General features: G+C 66.1%; 12 protein-coding genes. 8 read left to right on the top strand and 4 right to left on the bottom strand.

The window, feature by feature from the left end; all coding sequences use genetic code 11:
* Nucleotides 1-42: 42 nt before the first annotated feature.
* The 4 genes from VNN77_10115 (at nt 43) to VNN77_10100 (ending at nt 3,905) form a co-directional block, all read left to right on the top strand.
* Complete coding sequence (locus VNN77_10115; protein ID HXG51747.1) at nt 43-1,029, top strand: tripartite tricarboxylate transporter substrate binding protein; 987 nt, start codon at nt 43-45, stop codon at nt 1,027-1,029.
* Nucleotide 1,030: 1 nt separating this feature from the next.
* Nucleotides 1,031-1,510, top strand: coding sequence for a tripartite tricarboxylate transporter TctB family protein (locus VNN77_10110; protein HXG51746.1), 480 nt, complete (start codon nt 1,031-1,033; stop codon nt 1,508-1,510).
* A 3-nt stretch (nt 1,511-1,513) separates the two neighbouring features.
* Nucleotides 1,514-3,031, top strand: coding sequence for a tripartite tricarboxylate transporter permease (locus VNN77_10105; GenBank protein ID HXG51745.1), 1,518 nt, complete (start codon nt 1,514-1,516; stop codon nt 3,029-3,031).
* A 340-nt stretch (nt 3,032-3,371) separates the two neighbouring features.
* Entirely contained in the window at nt 3,372-3,905 is a 534-nt protein-coding gene (locus VNN77_10100) for a hypothetical protein (GenBank protein ID HXG51744.1), read from the top strand.
* 41 nt (nt 3,906-3,946) lie between these two features.
* Here the strand turns inward: VNN77_10100 and VNN77_10095 are convergent, their stop codons facing one another.
* Entirely contained in the window at nt 3,947-4,795 is an 849-nt protein-coding gene (locus VNN77_10095; GenBank protein HXG51743.1) for a polysaccharide deacetylase family protein, read from the bottom strand.
* Nucleotides 4,796-5,012: 217 nt separating this feature from the next.
* Between VNN77_10095 and VNN77_10090 the strand changes: the two genes are divergently transcribed.
* Both VNN77_10090 and VNN77_10085 read left to right on the top strand, forming a co-directional pair.
* Nucleotides 5,013-6,233 (top strand): VOC family protein, encoded by a 1,221-nt coding sequence (locus VNN77_10090; GenBank protein HXG51742.1) that lies wholly within the window; start codon nt 5,013-5,015, stop codon nt 6,231-6,233.
* 43 nt (nt 6,234-6,276) lie between these two features.
* Nucleotides 6,277-7,098 carry a DUF3891 family protein gene (locus VNN77_10085; protein ID HXG51741.1) on the top strand — a complete coding sequence of 274 codons (822 nt, stop codon included), beginning with the start codon at nt 6,277-6,279 and terminating at the stop codon, nt 7,096-7,098.
* A gap of 10 nt (nt 7,099-7,108) precedes the next feature.
* Here the strand turns inward: VNN77_10085 and VNN77_10080 are convergent, their stop codons facing one another.
* The 3 genes from VNN77_10080 to VNN77_10070 are packed head-to-tail and all read right to left on the bottom strand — an operon-like array spanning nt 7,109 to nt 11,227.
* Nucleotides 7,109-7,753, bottom strand: a complete 645-nt coding sequence (locus VNN77_10080) for an urea carboxylase-associated family protein (GenBank protein ID HXG51740.1) — start codon at nt 7,751-7,753, stop codon at nt 7,109-7,111.
* A 25-nt stretch (nt 7,754-7,778) separates the two neighbouring features.
* Complete coding sequence (locus VNN77_10075) at nt 7,779-10,175, bottom strand: CoA transferase (GenBank protein HXG51739.1); 2,397 nt, start codon at nt 10,173-10,175, stop codon at nt 7,779-7,781.
* A gap of 47 nt (nt 10,176-10,222) precedes the next feature.
* Nucleotides 10,223-11,227 carry a YhdH/YhfP family quinone oxidoreductase gene (locus tag VNN77_10070; GenBank protein ID HXG51738.1) on the bottom strand — a complete coding sequence of 335 codons (1,005 nt, stop codon included), beginning with the start codon at nt 11,225-11,227 and terminating at the stop codon, nt 10,223-10,225.
* Between the two features lie 202 nt (nt 11,228-11,429).
* Here VNN77_10070 and prpC point away from each other — a divergent pair, with 202 nt between their 5' ends.
* Both prpC and VNN77_10060 read left to right on the top strand, forming a co-directional pair.
* Nucleotides 11,430-12,554 (top strand): 2-methylcitrate synthase, encoded by a 1,125-nt coding sequence (gene prpC / locus VNN77_10065; GenBank protein HXG51737.1) that lies wholly within the window; start codon nt 11,430-11,432, stop codon nt 12,552-12,554.
* A gap of 33 nt (nt 12,555-12,587) precedes the next feature.
* Nucleotides 12,588-14,030 carry a bifunctional 2-methylcitrate dehydratase/aconitate hydratase gene (locus VNN77_10060; protein ID HXG51736.1) on the top strand — a complete coding sequence of 481 codons (1,443 nt, stop codon included), beginning with the start codon at nt 12,588-12,590 and terminating at the stop codon, nt 14,028-14,030.
* Nucleotides 14,031-14,047 lie beyond the last annotated feature (17 nt).

Raw genomic sequence — 14,047 nt, 5'->3', positions numbered from 1 at the left:
GGAAGCGATTCCGTGGGTCGATGAGATTCAAGGGAGGCTCCCATGACTAACAATGTCGCTCGCTCTTTCTCGCTCATCCTGGGGACTGTCCTCGTGGGACGGGTTCTCGGCGTAGCTCCGGCTCAGGCCTGGGAACCCACCAAACCGATCGAGTTCGTCATCCCGGCGGGAACCGGAGGAGGCGCCGATCAGATGGCGCGGCTCATCGCCGGCATCAACGACAAGTACAAGCTCTCTCCCCGGCCCTTCATCGTCGTCAACAAGTCCGGCGGCGCCGGTGCCGAAGGTTTCCTCCACGTCAAGGAAAAGAAGGGCGACGCCCACACCATCATCATCACTCTCTCGAACCTCTTCACCACCCCGCTCGCGACGGGAACCCCCTTCAGCTGGCGCGACTTTACGCCCATCGCGCGTCTCGCCCTCGACCGCTTCATCCTCTGGGTGAACGCCGAGACCCCGTACAAGACCGCCAGGGAGTACATCGCCGCGGTGAAGCAGAAGCCGGGCATGAAGATGGGGGGGACCGGCTCGAAGCAGGAGGACCAGATCATCACGGTCCTGCTCGAGCAGAGCCAGGGCGTGAAGTTCACCTACGTGCCGTTCAAGGGCGGCGGCGAGGTCTGCACCAATCTGGTGGGAAAGCACGTCGATTCGACGGTCAACAACCCCGCGGAATGCGTGAGCAACTGGAAAGCCGGCCGCGTCCGGCCGCTGGCGGTATTCGATCCCGAGCGCATTCCCGACAAGGAATGGCACGACATTCCGACGATCAAGGAAGCGCTCGGCGCGGATATCTCGTACAACATGCTGCGCGGTATCTTCGGGCCGCCGGGGATGCCCAAAGAAGCGGTGGAGTGGTACATCGGTTTCCTGCGCAAGGCATATGACACGCCGGATTTCAAGGGATATCTCAGCAAGGGCGCGCTCAAGCCCGCTTTTGCCACCGGCGCCGAGTATGTCAAGTGGGTCGAAGCGAACGAAAAGCTCCACAGGGAGCTGATGGAAAAGGGAGGACTGCTGCACAAGTAGCATGCGCACCGCCGATCTCGTCACTTCGGCCCTGCTGATCCTGCTCAGCGTTGTCGTGATGTACGATGCTCTCCGCCTGGGCATCGGCTGGGGCGACGAAGGGCCGTTGAGCGGCTTTTTCCCCTTCTGGCTTGCGGCGCTCCTGGCCGCCGTGAGCGCCGCGCTGTTCCTGCAGGCGCTCTTTCGTCGAGCGACGAAGCCGTTCGTCAGCCGCGAGCGGTTCATTCCCGTGCTCAAGGTCCTCGGACCGCTCGCGGCCTTTATCGTGGTTACCGACCCTCCCGGGCCCTGGAGCGGCCTCGGACTGTACGTCGCCGGGGGACTCTACCTCGGCTTTTATATGCGCTGGGTCGGCGGCCACGGCTGGCGGGCGGTCGTTGCGCTCTCCCTTACGATTCCGTTCATCACATTTCTCATCTTCGAGACATGGTTCCTCGTCCCCATGCCCAAGGGACCCGTGGAAGCGTGGTTCGGATACTGACCCGTGGGACTCGACAACCTGCTTCTCGGCTTCCAGATCGCGATTACGCCGACCAATATCCTGATCGCGGTGATCGGCATCCTGCTGGGCACGATCATCGGCGTTCTTCCGGGTCTCGGGGGAGCCAACGGAGTGGCAATCCTCCTCCCGCTCACGTTCACCATGCCCCCGACCTCCGCCATCATCCTGCTCACCTGCATCTACTGGGGAGCGCTCTTCGGCGGCGCCATCACCTCGGTGCTGTTCAACATTCCCGGCGAGCCGTGGTCCGTGGCGACGACCTTCGACGGGTATCCGATGGCAAAGGCCGGCCATGGCGACCAGGCGCTGACCGCCGCGTTCACCTCTTCGTTCGTCGGCGCTCTGTTCTCCATCGTCCTGATCACCTTCTTCGCCCCGCTCCTGGCCGAGGTGGCGCTCAAGTTCGGGCCGCCCGAATTCTTCGCCATCCAGCTGCTCACCTTCTCGAGCTTCGTCGGCCTCGGCGGCGAGAACCCGCTCAAGTCCCTGGCATCGATCCTGATCGGCTTCATCCTTTCGACTGTCGGCCTGGACATCGTCACGGGACAGCTCCGGCTCACCTTCGGCTTCACCGATCTGATGAAAGGTTTCGACTTCATCGTTGCCGTGATCGGACTGTTCGGCATCGGGGAGATCCTCCTCAGCGTCGAGGAAGGCCTTCGCTTCCAGGGCGCCAGGACCACGATGAACCCGCGCGCGGTGCTCGAAACCTGGAAGGTGTTGCCGCGATACTATCGCACGTTCGTGCGCGGCTCGATCATCGGCTTCTGGATGGGCTTCAAGCCGGGAGGCGCCACTCCGGCCTCGTTCATGAGCTATGCCTTCGCGAAGCGCTTTTCCAGGAACCCCGAGCGCTTCGGCAAGGGGGAGATCGAGGGAATCGTGGCGCCCGAGACCGCCGCCCACGCGGCCGGCGTGGCCGCCATCCTGCCGATGATCACGCTCGGCATCCCCGGCTCGCCGACGGCCGCGGTCATGCTGGGAGGGCTCATTATCTGGGGCCTCCAGCCCGGTCCTATGCTCTTCATCGACAATCCCGACTTCGTCTGGGGCCTGATCGCCAGCATGTACACCGGAAACGTGATCGGCGTCATCATGGTGCTCGCCTTCGTGCCGTTTTTCGCCGCAATCCTGCGCATCCCGTTCGCCATCCTGACACCGCTCATCATCGTCGTTTGCGCCATCGGCTCGTACGCGGTCCATAACAGCATGATCGACATCTGGTACATGCTCATCTTCGGCGTCATGGGCTACGTCTTCAAGAAGCTCGATTATCCGCTCGCTCCGCTGGTGCTGGCCCTGGTGCTCGGAGACATGTCCGAGAACGCGCTGCGCCAGAGCCTGATCATGTCGCAGGGCTCGCTGGCGATCTTCTTCGTCCGGCCGATCGCCGGAGCGATCACGGCCCTCGCACTGTTCTTCTTCGTGCTGCCCGTCCTGACCCGCTGGCGCCGCCGCGCGAGAGCGCGGGCCATCTCCCCGGTGCCCACTCGCAACTGAGACGGCGAGAACCCCTTTCGCCCTTGCCGGCGGCAGAACGGGCGGAATCGCCCGTTTATCCTCGAATTCGGTTCGCCTTGCGGTCGGCATTATGCTAACTGTTGGGGAACTCCGGTCGAAGCACTGGAGGAGTTTGGTGAAAAGGATCGTCGTTGCCCGTTCGGGACGCAGCCTCGGCCACAGGAGCGAGAGGTGGCCCGACCGGCCCGATTCCGGCGATGCCTGCCGCGGTCTCGGGTCGGCGGGCAAACCCGCCGAGGCACGGACCACGGAACCCTAATCCCCGTCCGAAACTCGCAACAAGGAGGACTGGCTTATCTCGTCGATTGTCATCCTGGCCATGCCCTATGGCTGCCTCAACGGCCAAAAACTCTCGCGCGCCTCGCTGCTCGGCCTCGAAAAAGCGCTCGACTGGTGGCAGAAATCCATGCACACGTCCAAGCACAAGACCTACTTCGTCGTCGCGGCCTACGAAGATGACGCCCAGGAGGTCGACCTGCGCCGCGAGCTCGTGACGCAACGGCTCGCGGACCCCGAGCTGCTGGCCAATACCGTTACCGTCGTCGCCCGCAACGAGGAAGCGCTGGCGCAAAAGATCTCGCGGATGCGCGATCTGCTGCCGATCGAGACGATCACCGTCTTCGTCGAATCGCGCAACGCCCTGAGCGTCAAGGCGATCTTCAAACGAAAATTCGGCAAGACCCTGCAGATCAGGAAGTACCGGTCGGATTTCGAGTTCAACCACCGCTGGATCAGCACCTCGACCCCGTTCGCCTGGCTGTCGCGCAACCTGCTCTTGCGCTTCTGGTTCGAGGCGAAAAAGAGAATGGGCCGCGGGCTGCGAAAGAAGCTCCGCTTTCTTTTCCGGAGTTGACTTCCCGGCGTTTCCGCGAGGGCGCCCCCCGCCTGGCCTTCCTACGCGACTTTGGTGACGCGCTTCTCCGAAAAGCCCTGCTCGAGCCACCAGTTCGCGATCTCGCTTCCGGTCGCGAACCACACGCCCGCGTGCGCCTTCATGTAGCCGATCAATTCGCTCAGCGCCCGGGCGCGGCCGGGCCGGCTCGAGATGTAAGGGTGGAACTGGAACGGGCAGAACGTCGGAGCGAGAGCGGACTCATCGTAGAACTGATCGAACATCGCCTTCCACACCGCCAGCGCGTCGGCGGGATTCCCCGAATCCCTGTGGCCGTAGAGGCGGCCGTCGCCGAAGGGCTGCCGCGGCAGCTCGACGAGCTTCTTGCCGTCGCCCTCCCACACGAACGGAAGATCGTAGGAGAAGGAATTGCTGTTCCACAGGTAGCCGTGCTCCATCAACAGCTCGATGCTGTTCGGGCTCTGTGTGCATGAGCGCCATCCGACCGGACGCTTCCCCGCGCGGCTGGCGTTCATCTCCGTCGTGCGCCGGATGACCTCGCGCTCCTCTTCCTTGCTGAGATCGCGCGCCACCTCGTGATGGTAGCCGTGGCCGCCCACCTCGTGCCCATCGGCGGCGATCGCCGCCACGGCCTCGGGATACCGCTCCGCGATGCCGCCGCAGGTCAGGAAGGTCGCCCTGACCCGGTGCGTCGCCAGAATCCGCAACACGCGCCAGATGCCGGTCTTGGGTCCGTATTCCGCCTGGGTGTATTCCTCGTGATTGATCTTGCCGTCGCGATCGGGGCGGACGTCCTCGCCGCCCTGGAAGTCGAAGGTCAGAAACACCGCTACGCGCGCGCCGCCCGGCCAGAAGATTTCCCGCTGAGCATGAAAGTCCCGAATTTCCATGATTCGCCTCCCGCTTCAACGCAGTTCGCCCCGCTTCCGCGCCGGGGCGGCCCCCTCCTTTTATCCCTTCCGGCCCCCCGCTGCAACCGCGATCCGCCCGGCGCGGTTGTCGCTCCGGGACAAACGGTGTATACGGGAAAGACGGACGGCGGCTCTCGCCTGTTCTTTTCCTCCAGCGCTGCCGCCGGATGCGGAGCGAGCCTCTCTCGGAGGTCACATGCACTCGGCCGGCGAAAGGTTCAACGTCGGAGGCGTTCTTCTCGACAGGCCGTTCAAGATCCGGCGCCTCGGTCACTTCGGCTTCAATCTCACCCGCATGGACGAGGGCGTCGACTTCTACGTCAACCTGCTGGGATTTCGGGTTTCGGACGTGATCGACTATACCGGCCGCGCCGCGCGCTCCGGCCAGCTCGACGGCCTCGGAGATCCGCGAGGCTATTTCACTCGCTACGGCACGGACCATCACGCACTCGTCCTCTTCAACCAGCGCGTGCGCGAGGCTCTCGGGCGCGGCGGCAAGCCGGGCGTCACCGTCAACCAGATCACCTGGCAGGTCGGAAGCCTGCGGGAGGTCGTGGACGGCGCCGGCTGGCTCGCACGCAACGGCTTTGCCGTGGACCGGTCCGGACGCGACATGCCGGGCTCGAACTGGCATGTGTACGCCTACGATCCCGAAGGCCACCTGAACGAGCTGTACTACGGCATCGAGCAGATCGGCTGGAGCGGCCACAGCAAGCCGCGTGCCCTTTACCACCGCGGCTTCCGCGAGGCGCCGGCGCTGCCGCAGCCGGGCGAGCAGCAGGAAGTTCAGGAGGCGCTGGCGAACGGAGTCGACCTTTTTTCCGGGCAGCGCCACGTGGAGGCGCTGCCCCCACGCTACGACGTCGACGGCGTCCTTTTGCCGCGCCCCTTCAAGGTCGTCAGGATCGGACCCGTGACCTTGTTCGTATCGAACCTCGACGCGGCCGAAGCCTTCTACCGACGAACGCTCGGTTTCACTCTCACCGAAGAGACGACGTTTCAGGGCAACCGGTGTCTCTTCCTCCGGTGCAACACCGAGCATCACTCGCTCGCCCTCCTTCCCCTGGACCTGCGGGCCCGGCTCGGGCTCTCCGCGCACTCGACCTGTGCGGCGCTCGGGCTACAGCTGGCCAGCTACCGGCAGCTCCGCCACGCCGTAATGTTCCTGAAGGAGCACGGGGTTGAGGTGCTCGACATCTTTCCGCCGGAGCTTCATCCCGGAATCGACTACGCCCACGTACTCGATCCCGACGGCCATTGCATCCGGCTCTACTACGCGATGGAGCAGATCGGCTGGGACGGTAGACCCCGGCCCGTCCGGCGGCGCGAGCCGCTCCCGTTCGAAAAATGGCCCGAGGTCCTGGAGAACGACCCGGACGCTTATGTCGGTGAACCGTTTCTCGGCCCCTGGGGTTGAGGGCGAGGCGTAAAGCGGCTCGAGCCACGAAAAGGAGCAAACGATGGTCGTACGCGAGCTGAAAGACGGAAGCGTGATCGTGAGCACCCAGGAGGATCACGCCGAGCTGGCGGCGCAATTCGCCGCTCACTGGGGAAACGAGCGCTTCTCCCGGCTGAGACCTTACTCGACCATGATCCTCGCCACGCTCTATCACGACAGCGGCTACCGGGAGTGGGAAGGCAACCCTCCGGTCCATGTCGAGAAAGGCCGGCCCTACGCTTTTCGTGAAGACAACCCGCTCTTCGAGCCGGTGGAGCTCAAGGGTTACATGAAGAACGTCGAATGGGTCGGCTCCCGCGACCCGTATGCCGGCCTCCTGGTTTCCATGCACCGCAGCGGCCTGTGGGAAAACCGCTACAACGTCTTCACCAGGCCGGCCGGCCGCGTTCGGGAGCGAAGCCCCGCCGTGCTGGCGGCCAAGAAGGAACTCGAGTCCCGCCAGGAGCAGATCCGGCGCGGGCTCGCCGCGGGCAGGGCCGCCTTCGACGACGAGCTCGCGTACAATTATCGCGCCCTCCAGATCTTCGATCTGCTGTCCCTCTACTTTTGCTGCGACGGTCGCGACGCCGACGGCCGATTCAAGGAATACGCCATCGCTCCCGTTCGCGTGGCGTACGAGACCCGGGAAGAGGTCGAGCTCCGGCTGATTCCCCACGGCCCCGACGCGGTCCGTGTCGACCCTTATCCGTTCGACCTCTCGCCGCTCCGCGTCGCCGCGCGCGCCCGGCTGATCCTCCCGGTTCCGGAGAAAACCGAAGAGGCGGCGCTCGAGGCCTACCATAAAGCGCCGCGCCGCCTGCTGGAATTCGAGGTCAGGAGCTGAGGCAGGGGGGTTAAGGCTCGCCGTCGTGGATCTCGATCCGGATTGCACCTCCGCGCCCGGATTCGGGGCAGGCGCTGACGGCGACCAGGCAATCCATCTCCGCCCGAAAATCGACGCATGCTTCCTCTTTCGGGCGCACGAGCGTGTCGTACATGGCTCCGGTGTCGGGATCGATGCGCATGCATTGAAACAGATTGAACGGGCTCGGCACGTCGTCGGGATCGATGTTCCAAGGCCTCAGCGCTTCGCTCAGGTTCTCCCAGCATCCGTGATCCGGGAGCTCCTCCGGGGCTTTGGGGTTGATGTCGACTCCCTCCGCGAACACCCTCAGCGACGCGCCGCTGGCGACCATCTCGAAGCGCCTGCGGCTGCACATGCCTTTTTGCAGATCGTGTCGACCCCCGGTAAAGGTGTCCCGCACGATCCTCAGCATCGGGTTGTTTCGTTTCGAATAGAGCACATCCCCGGTGCTGATGAAGATCTTCGCCTGGTTGGTCTTGGTCCTCGCCTGATCGAAGCGCTCGCGGACATCGTGCAGGTTGAAAGCCACGAGGTCGACGATGCTTCGGCCCGCAACGCGCAGCAGCTGTCCCTTCCTGACGGCAAACGCCGCCCCCGAGTTCTTCGCCACCACCTTGCTTTGCGCCAGCGCCATTCCTCCATCCCTCAGCCGCCGAGGCTCACCGGATCGCTCCGGCCTCCGTGAGCTCGGCGATCCTTTCATGCCCCAAACCCAGAACGACGCCGAAGACGTAGTCGTTGTCGGCTCCGATCCACGGCGCGGGTCGCGCCGCGTCGGCGCGCGACAGCGACGGAATTCCGGGAAGGCCATGGTGCACGATCTTTCCCCAGGGTCGAGCCTCCGTCTCGACGATGTGGCCTCTCGCCCGCAGGTGGATGTCGTAGAAGAGATCCTCGCCGGACATCGGTATGCCGGCCGCGACGCCGGCTTCCTGCAGCAGGCGGAACGCCTGCCGCGGCGTCAGCCGCCGGGTCCAACGCGACAGCTCGCGGTCCAGCTCGTCGCGAAGCTCCTTCCGCCCCGCATGAGTCGCCAGCTTCTCGCTCGCCGCCCACGGCTCGCCGATCAATCGCGCCATGCTTTGCCATTCCCGGTCGCCGGCGCAGGCGATGATGATCCACTGGTCCTCGCCCCTGCAGGGATAGCAGCCGTAGGGCGCATACGGTTCCCCGAGAACCTCGCCATAGCCGGCGGCCTCCCACTCCCGGCCGTTGACCGTGTAGTCGAGAACCGCGGGCCCGAGCATCGCCCCCTGCGCTTCCAGCATCGCCGCCTCCACGAACTGGCCCCGGCCCGTTCGGTCGCGATACTCGAGCGCCGCGAGCACTCCGAGCATCATCGTCGCGGCGGCGACCCGGTCGGGCCAGGCGATCTTGCAGCGGCTCTCCATCGGCGAGTCGGGGTACCCCCACAGCCGCATCACTCCGGTGTAGGCCAGCAGCTGCCATCCCCACGCGACCCAGGACCTGAGCGGGCCCTCGAGGCCCCAGCCCGGCATCACCGCCTGCACGATTCCCGGGTTGATCCTCTGCAGCTCCTCGAATCCGAAGCCCAGCCGCTCGAGCACCCCCGCGCTGAAGTTGTCCACCACCGCGTCCGACCGGGCGATCAGACTGCGGAACAGCTCCTTGCCCTCCGGGTGACGCAGGTTGATCGTGCAGCCGAGCTTGCAACGGTTCATATCGGCGTGCACCGCCGCCTCGCGGTCCTTGCTCGGGACGACCGCCGATTCAATCTTGATCACCTCCATGCCGTAGTACGCCAGCATCTCCGTGCCGAGCGGGCCGGCATACTGTTGCGTGAGATCGGCCATCCGCAGACCCTCGAGCATCGGCCGCCGCGCCCCCTCCGCGTGGGCGGCCCGCGGCGGCCGGCCGGACAGCCGACCTTCGAGCTCCCCGGCGATCTCGGCGCGGTGCTGGTCGAGAAGGGGCGCCGGGCGGCGGATCCGCATCGGCGTGAGGGAAAGCCTCATGGGAAATCCCGGCGCGGTGTAGCGGCCGATCACCGGGTGCTCGATCTCCTGCAGCCAGCCGCGCGCCCGCAGTTGCTCGCACGCCACGAACTCTCCCACGGTGTTGAGCGGGGCCGCCGCCAGGTGGCGCCGCTGCGCCTCGTTGCAGAATTCCTCCGCCGTGAAGCGCGCGATGAATTCGGCGAACGCCCGCCCCACCCTCTCCGCATGGGCCTCGCGGTGGCGCGCGCTCTCCCACTCCGGCCGCGCCAGCTCCGGATCGCCCAGCCAGTTCTGCGCGAACTCGCGCCACATGTGCGGCATGTTGGTCGTGAAATGGACGTAGCGTCCGTCCTTGCAGCGATAGATGTTGGTCCCCGCGCCGCCGTAGTGTCTGCTCCCCGGCCGCCGTTCCAGGCGGTTCTCGCGGCTGTAGCGAGCCACCGAGCTGCTGTTCGTGAAGGTCAGCGCTTCCTGCAACGAGACGTCGATCCGCTGCCCCGCTCCGCTCCGCCGCGCGTGCCGCACTCCCGCGAGAGCCAGAGCGGCCGCCACGCACGCCGCGAGCTGGTAGGCCAGATGGCAGGGCGCGGTGCACTGCCCTTTCGTGTCGTCCCCCTGGCCGAACAGGAAACCGCCGCTGGCGTTGGCGATTGCGTCGCTCCCTTTGTAGGTGCGGTAAGGACCGGTGCGGCCGAACGGGCTGATGGAAACCGTCACCAGCGCCGGCGCGATCTCGCCGAGGCGCTCGTCCGTCAGGCCGAAGCTTTCCAGAAAACCCGCGGGCGTCGCTTCGATGAAGACGTGCGCCGACGCAAGCAGCAGCTCCAGCAGCTCGCGGTCCCGCGCCGCTCCCGCGGGGTCGAGAACGATGCTGCGCTTATTGGTATTCGCGTTGATGAAAGCGAGGCTGCGCTCCGGATGCTCGATCCCGCCGGCGAACGGCGGCAGGCGGCGGCTCGGGTCGCCGCCCGGGGGCTCGACTTTGACGACGTCCGCCCCGAGGTCGCCGAGAAGCCGCGTCGCGTACGCAGCGGGAAGATCGCCGATCTCGACCACGCGCAGGTGGTCCAGCGCGCCTTCCTTCGCCTCCGCTGCCATGGCCGGCCTCCACTCGCGACCCGCGTCGATCGGGTCGTTCCCCGGGGTCACGCTCCCACGCGCACCACCACCCGTCCCTGCATCTCGCCCTTCAGGATCCGGTCGATCTCGGGGCTGAGCTCCTCGAGCGAGCGCTCGGAGATCAGGGGAGTGGACAGATCCAGCTTCCACTCGCCCGCGAGCTTCTGCCAGACGCGCTGGCGCGTGCTCATCGGGATCTGGACCGAATCGACTCCCAGCAGGCTCACACCCCTGAGGATGAAAGGATAGACGGTCAGGCTCAGCTCGGCCGACATCGCGTTGCCGCACGCCGCCACCAGCCCGCCGTAACGCGTCGACTTGACGGCCGTGGCGAGAATGTTGCCGCCGACCGTGTCGACCACGCCCGCCCAGCGTTCTTTTTGCAGCGGCCTGCCCGAGCGGTCGTCGACCTCTTCCCGCGAAACGACCGCCCTGGCGCCGAGGGAGGCGAGGAAATCTTTCGCGTCGGCTTTGCCGGTCGCGGCGACGACGTTGAACCCGAGCTTGCCGAGAATCCCGACGGCCATGCTCCCGACCCCTCCCGTCGCCCCGGTGACGAGAACCTCGCCCGCGTCCCTGGCCAATCCGGACGCCGTCAATCGTATGACGCAGAGCGCCGCGGTCAGCCCGGCGGTGCCGTAGGCCATGCTGTCGCGCAGGCTCAATCCGCGCGGCGACCTCACCGCCCAGGCGGCGGGGACGCTGATGTACTGCCCGAAGCCGCCGGGCGTGTTCATCCCGAGGTCGTAACCGGTCACGATCACTTCGTCCCCGGGCGCGAACTCCCGGGTGGACGAGCGAACGACGACGCCGGCCGCATCGATTCCCGGGGTGTGCGGATAGTTTTTCGTCACGCCGCGGTTGCCGGTGGCTGATAGCGCGTCCTTGTAGTTGAGCGAGGAGTAGCGCACCTCGATCAGCAGCTCTCCGGCCGGAAGGTCGTCGATAGCGCGTTCCTTGATCTCCCGCACGAACCTCTTGTCGGCGGTCTCCGAGACCACCATCGCCTTGAAACTCTGCGGCAACGCCATTTTCGAAGCTCCTGTTGTTGTTTTCCTCCGGCGCGTCCGCGGACAGCCGCCGCTTCGGGCCGCGGGCGTAAGCTGCACTTCCCAAATTCATCGAACTATGTCAAGAGTAGATGGTGTTTCGGAGGCGTCGGCGTCGCCCGGTCCCGGCACGAGGACGCGCGACGCTTCCAGGCGTGCTGCGCGGCAAGCCGCGGAGGGTTCCATGGCAAGCCAGAAAAGCGGAGGGCTGGAGGGCGTGATCGCGGGGCGGACGGCGGTCGCCACCGTGGAGAAGGAAGGAACGGGGCTGAGCTACCGCGGCTACTCGATCTACGACCTCGCGGAGCACGCCAGCTTCGAGGAGGTCGCCTATCTTCTGATCTACGGCAGGCTGCCCGACGCGCGTGCGCTCGCCGAGTACCAAAAAAACCTGATCGCGCTGCGCGCCCTTCCCGCGCCGCTCAAGACCGTGCTCGAGCAGATTCCCGCCTCGGCCCACCCGATGGACGTGATGCGCACCGGTTGCTCGGCGCTCGGCGCGATGGAGCCCGAAGGCCCCGACCGCGACCAGATCGCGATTGCCAACCGCCTGACCGCCTGCTTCTCTTCCATGCTCCTTTACTGGCATCACTTCGCCGTCCGCGGCGAGCGCATCGAAACGGAAACCGACGACGACAGCACCGCGGGCCACTTCCTCCATCTGCTCCACCGCCGAAAGCCCGACGAGCTCACCCGGCGCGCCGTGGACGTCTCGCTGATCCTCTACGCCGAGCACGAGTTCAACGCTTCGACCTTCACGGCCCGCACGATCACCTCCACGCTCGCCGACTTTTACTCCGCGGTCACCGGCGCGATCGGCGCTCTGCGGGGTCCGCTGCACGGGGGCGCCAACGAAGCCGCGATGGAGCTGATCGAACGCTTCTCGTCGCCCGACGAGGCGGAGCGCGCGGTGCTCCAGATGATCCGGGAGAAAAAGCTGGTCATGGGCTTCGGACATCGCGTTTACAAGGTCCGCGATCCCCGTTCCGACGTGATCAAGCGCTGGGCGCAACGGCTGGCGAGCGCGTGCGGCGACGAACGGCTCTATCCCGTGTCGGAGCGGATCGAACAGGTGATGCGTCGGGAGAAGAACCTGTTTCCCAATCTCGACTTCTACAGTGCCTCGGCTTACCGCTTCTGCGGCATCCCGACGCAGTTCTTCACGCCGCTTTTCGTGATCGCGCGTATCACCGGCTGGGCCGCGCACATCTTCGAGCAGCGCGCGGACAATCGGCTGATCCGGCCCAATGCCGAGTACATCGGGCCCGAATCCAGGCCGTTCGTCCCGCTTTCCCGCCGCGGCGCGTGAAAGGAACGCCGGCCGCGCCGCTTCGTCAGGCCCATGAACGACGCCGCTCCCGAGAGCCGCCCCGCTCCCGATCCGCTGATGGTCGAGATCGCCGACTACGCGGCCGGTTACGTGCCCGAGAGCCGCGAGGCTTACGAGACCGCACGCTACTGCCTGATGGACTCGCTCGGCTGCGCCCTGCTGGCGCTTCGCTATCCCGAGTGCACGAAGCATCTCGGGCCGGTCGTTCCGGGCGCGTTTCTGCCGAACGGAGCTCGCGTTCCGGGCACCCCCTGGCGCCTCGACCCGGTTCAAGCCGCTTTCAATCTCGGCACGATGATCCGCTGGCTCGATTTCAACGACACCTGGCTCGCGGCCGAGTGGGGCCATCCGTCCGACAACCTCGGCGGCATCCTCATGGTCGCCGACTACCTCAACCGGGCGCGCGGCGGCCGGCTGGTGGTGCGCGACGTCCTCCGGGCGATGATCAAGGCGCACGAGATCCAGGGCGTCCTGGCGCTCGAGAACAGCTTCAACCGCGTCGGGCTGGACCACGTTCTCCTGGTGCGGCTGGCGACGACGGCCGTCGCGACCGCACTGCTCGGCGGCACTCGCGACCAGATCGTGAGCGCGGTCTCCAACGCGTGGGCCGACGGCGGCAGCCTGCGGCTCTACCGCCACGCCCCCAATACCGGACCGCGCAAGTCCTGGGCCGCGGGCGACGCGACGTCGCGCGGCGTCCGCCTGGCGCTCCTCGCGCTCCAGGGCGAGATCGGCTACCCCTCGGCGCTGTCGGCGCGGACCTGGGGCTTCTACGACGTCCTGTTCCGCGGCAAGAGCTTCGTCCTTCCCCGCCCGTTCGGCTCCTACGTGATGGAAAACGTGCTCTTCAAGATCTCCTTCCCCGCCGAATTCCACGCGCAAACCGCCGTCGAATGCGCGCTCCAGCTCCACGGCGAGGTGAGCCATCGCCTCGACGAGGTCGAGCGCGTCGTGATCACGACCCAGGAGTCCGCAATCCGGATCATCGACAAGCCCGGACCGCTCCACAATCCCGCCGATCGCGATCATTGCCTGCAGTACATGACGGCGGTGGGCCTGATCTTCGGCGAGCTGACCGCGGACCACTACCAGGACCGCGTCGCGGCCGACCCGCGCATCGACGCCTTGCGGGCGAAGATGGTCGTCGTCGAGGAGCCGCGCTACTCGCGCGACTATCTCGATCCCGACAAGCGCTCGATCGCCAACGCGGTCCAGGTCTTCTTCAAGGACGGCTCGAAAACCGCCAACGTCGTCGTCGAGTATCCGATCGGCCACCGCCGGCGCCGTAGCGAAGGCATCCCTCTGCTGCTGCGGAAATTCGCGGCCAATCTGGAATCCCGGCTTCCGCGGGAACGATGCGGGGCGATCCTGGAGCTCTGCGCGGCCTCCGACAGGCTAGAGGAAACGCCGGTCGATCGCTTCGTGGATCTCTTCGCGCTCGACGGACCGCCATGAACCGCTCGAGAAGAGGT

It is taken from the genome of Candidatus Zixiibacteriota bacterium (genome assembly GCA_035574315.1).
In the GTDB taxonomy this organism is placed as follows: Bacteria; Desulfobacterota; Binatia; order UBA9968; family UBA9968; genus DATLYW01.
The sequence above is the reverse complement of the archived record's forward strand: the minus strand, read 5'-3'. Positions and strand labels throughout refer to the sequence as shown.

Coding starts and splice junctions, on each gene's coding strand:
- VNN77_10115 (HXG51747.1), top strand. CDS start 43: ATGACTAACAATGTCGCTCGCTCTTTCTCGCTCATCCTGGGGACTGTC.
- VNN77_10110 (HXG51746.1), top strand. CDS start 1,031: ATGCGCACCGCCGATCTCGTCACTTCGGCCCTGCTGATCCTGCTCAGC.
- VNN77_10100 (HXG51744.1), top strand. CDS start 3,372: ATGCCCTATGGCTGCCTCAACGGCCAAAAACTCTCGCGCGCCTCGCTG.
- VNN77_10095 (HXG51743.1), bottom strand. CDS start 4,795: ATGGAAATTCGGGACTTTCATGCTCAGCGGGAAATCTTCTGGCCGGGC.
- VNN77_10090 (HXG51742.1), top strand. CDS start 5,013: ATGCACTCGGCCGGCGAAAGGTTCAACGTCGGAGGCGTTCTTCTCGAC.
- VNN77_10085 (HXG51741.1), top strand. CDS start 6,277: ATGGTCGTACGCGAGCTGAAAGACGGAAGCGTGATCGTGAGCACCCAG.
- VNN77_10080 (HXG51740.1), bottom strand. CDS start 7,753: ATGGCGCTGGCGCAAAGCAAGGTGGTGGCGAAGAACTCGGGGGCGGCG.
- VNN77_10075 (HXG51739.1), bottom strand. CDS start 10,175: ATGGCAGCGGAGGCGAAGGAAGGCGCGCTGGACCACCTGCGCGTGGTC.
- VNN77_10070 (HXG51738.1), bottom strand. CDS start 11,227: ATGGCGTTGCCGCAGAGTTTCAAGGCGATGGTGGTCTCGGAGACCGCC.
- prpC (HXG51737.1), top strand. CDS start 11,430: ATGGCAAGCCAGAAAAGCGGAGGGCTGGAGGGCGTGATCGCGGGGCGG.
- VNN77_10060 (HXG51736.1), top strand. CDS start 12,588: ATGAACGACGCCGCTCCCGAGAGCCGCCCCGCTCCCGATCCGCTGATG.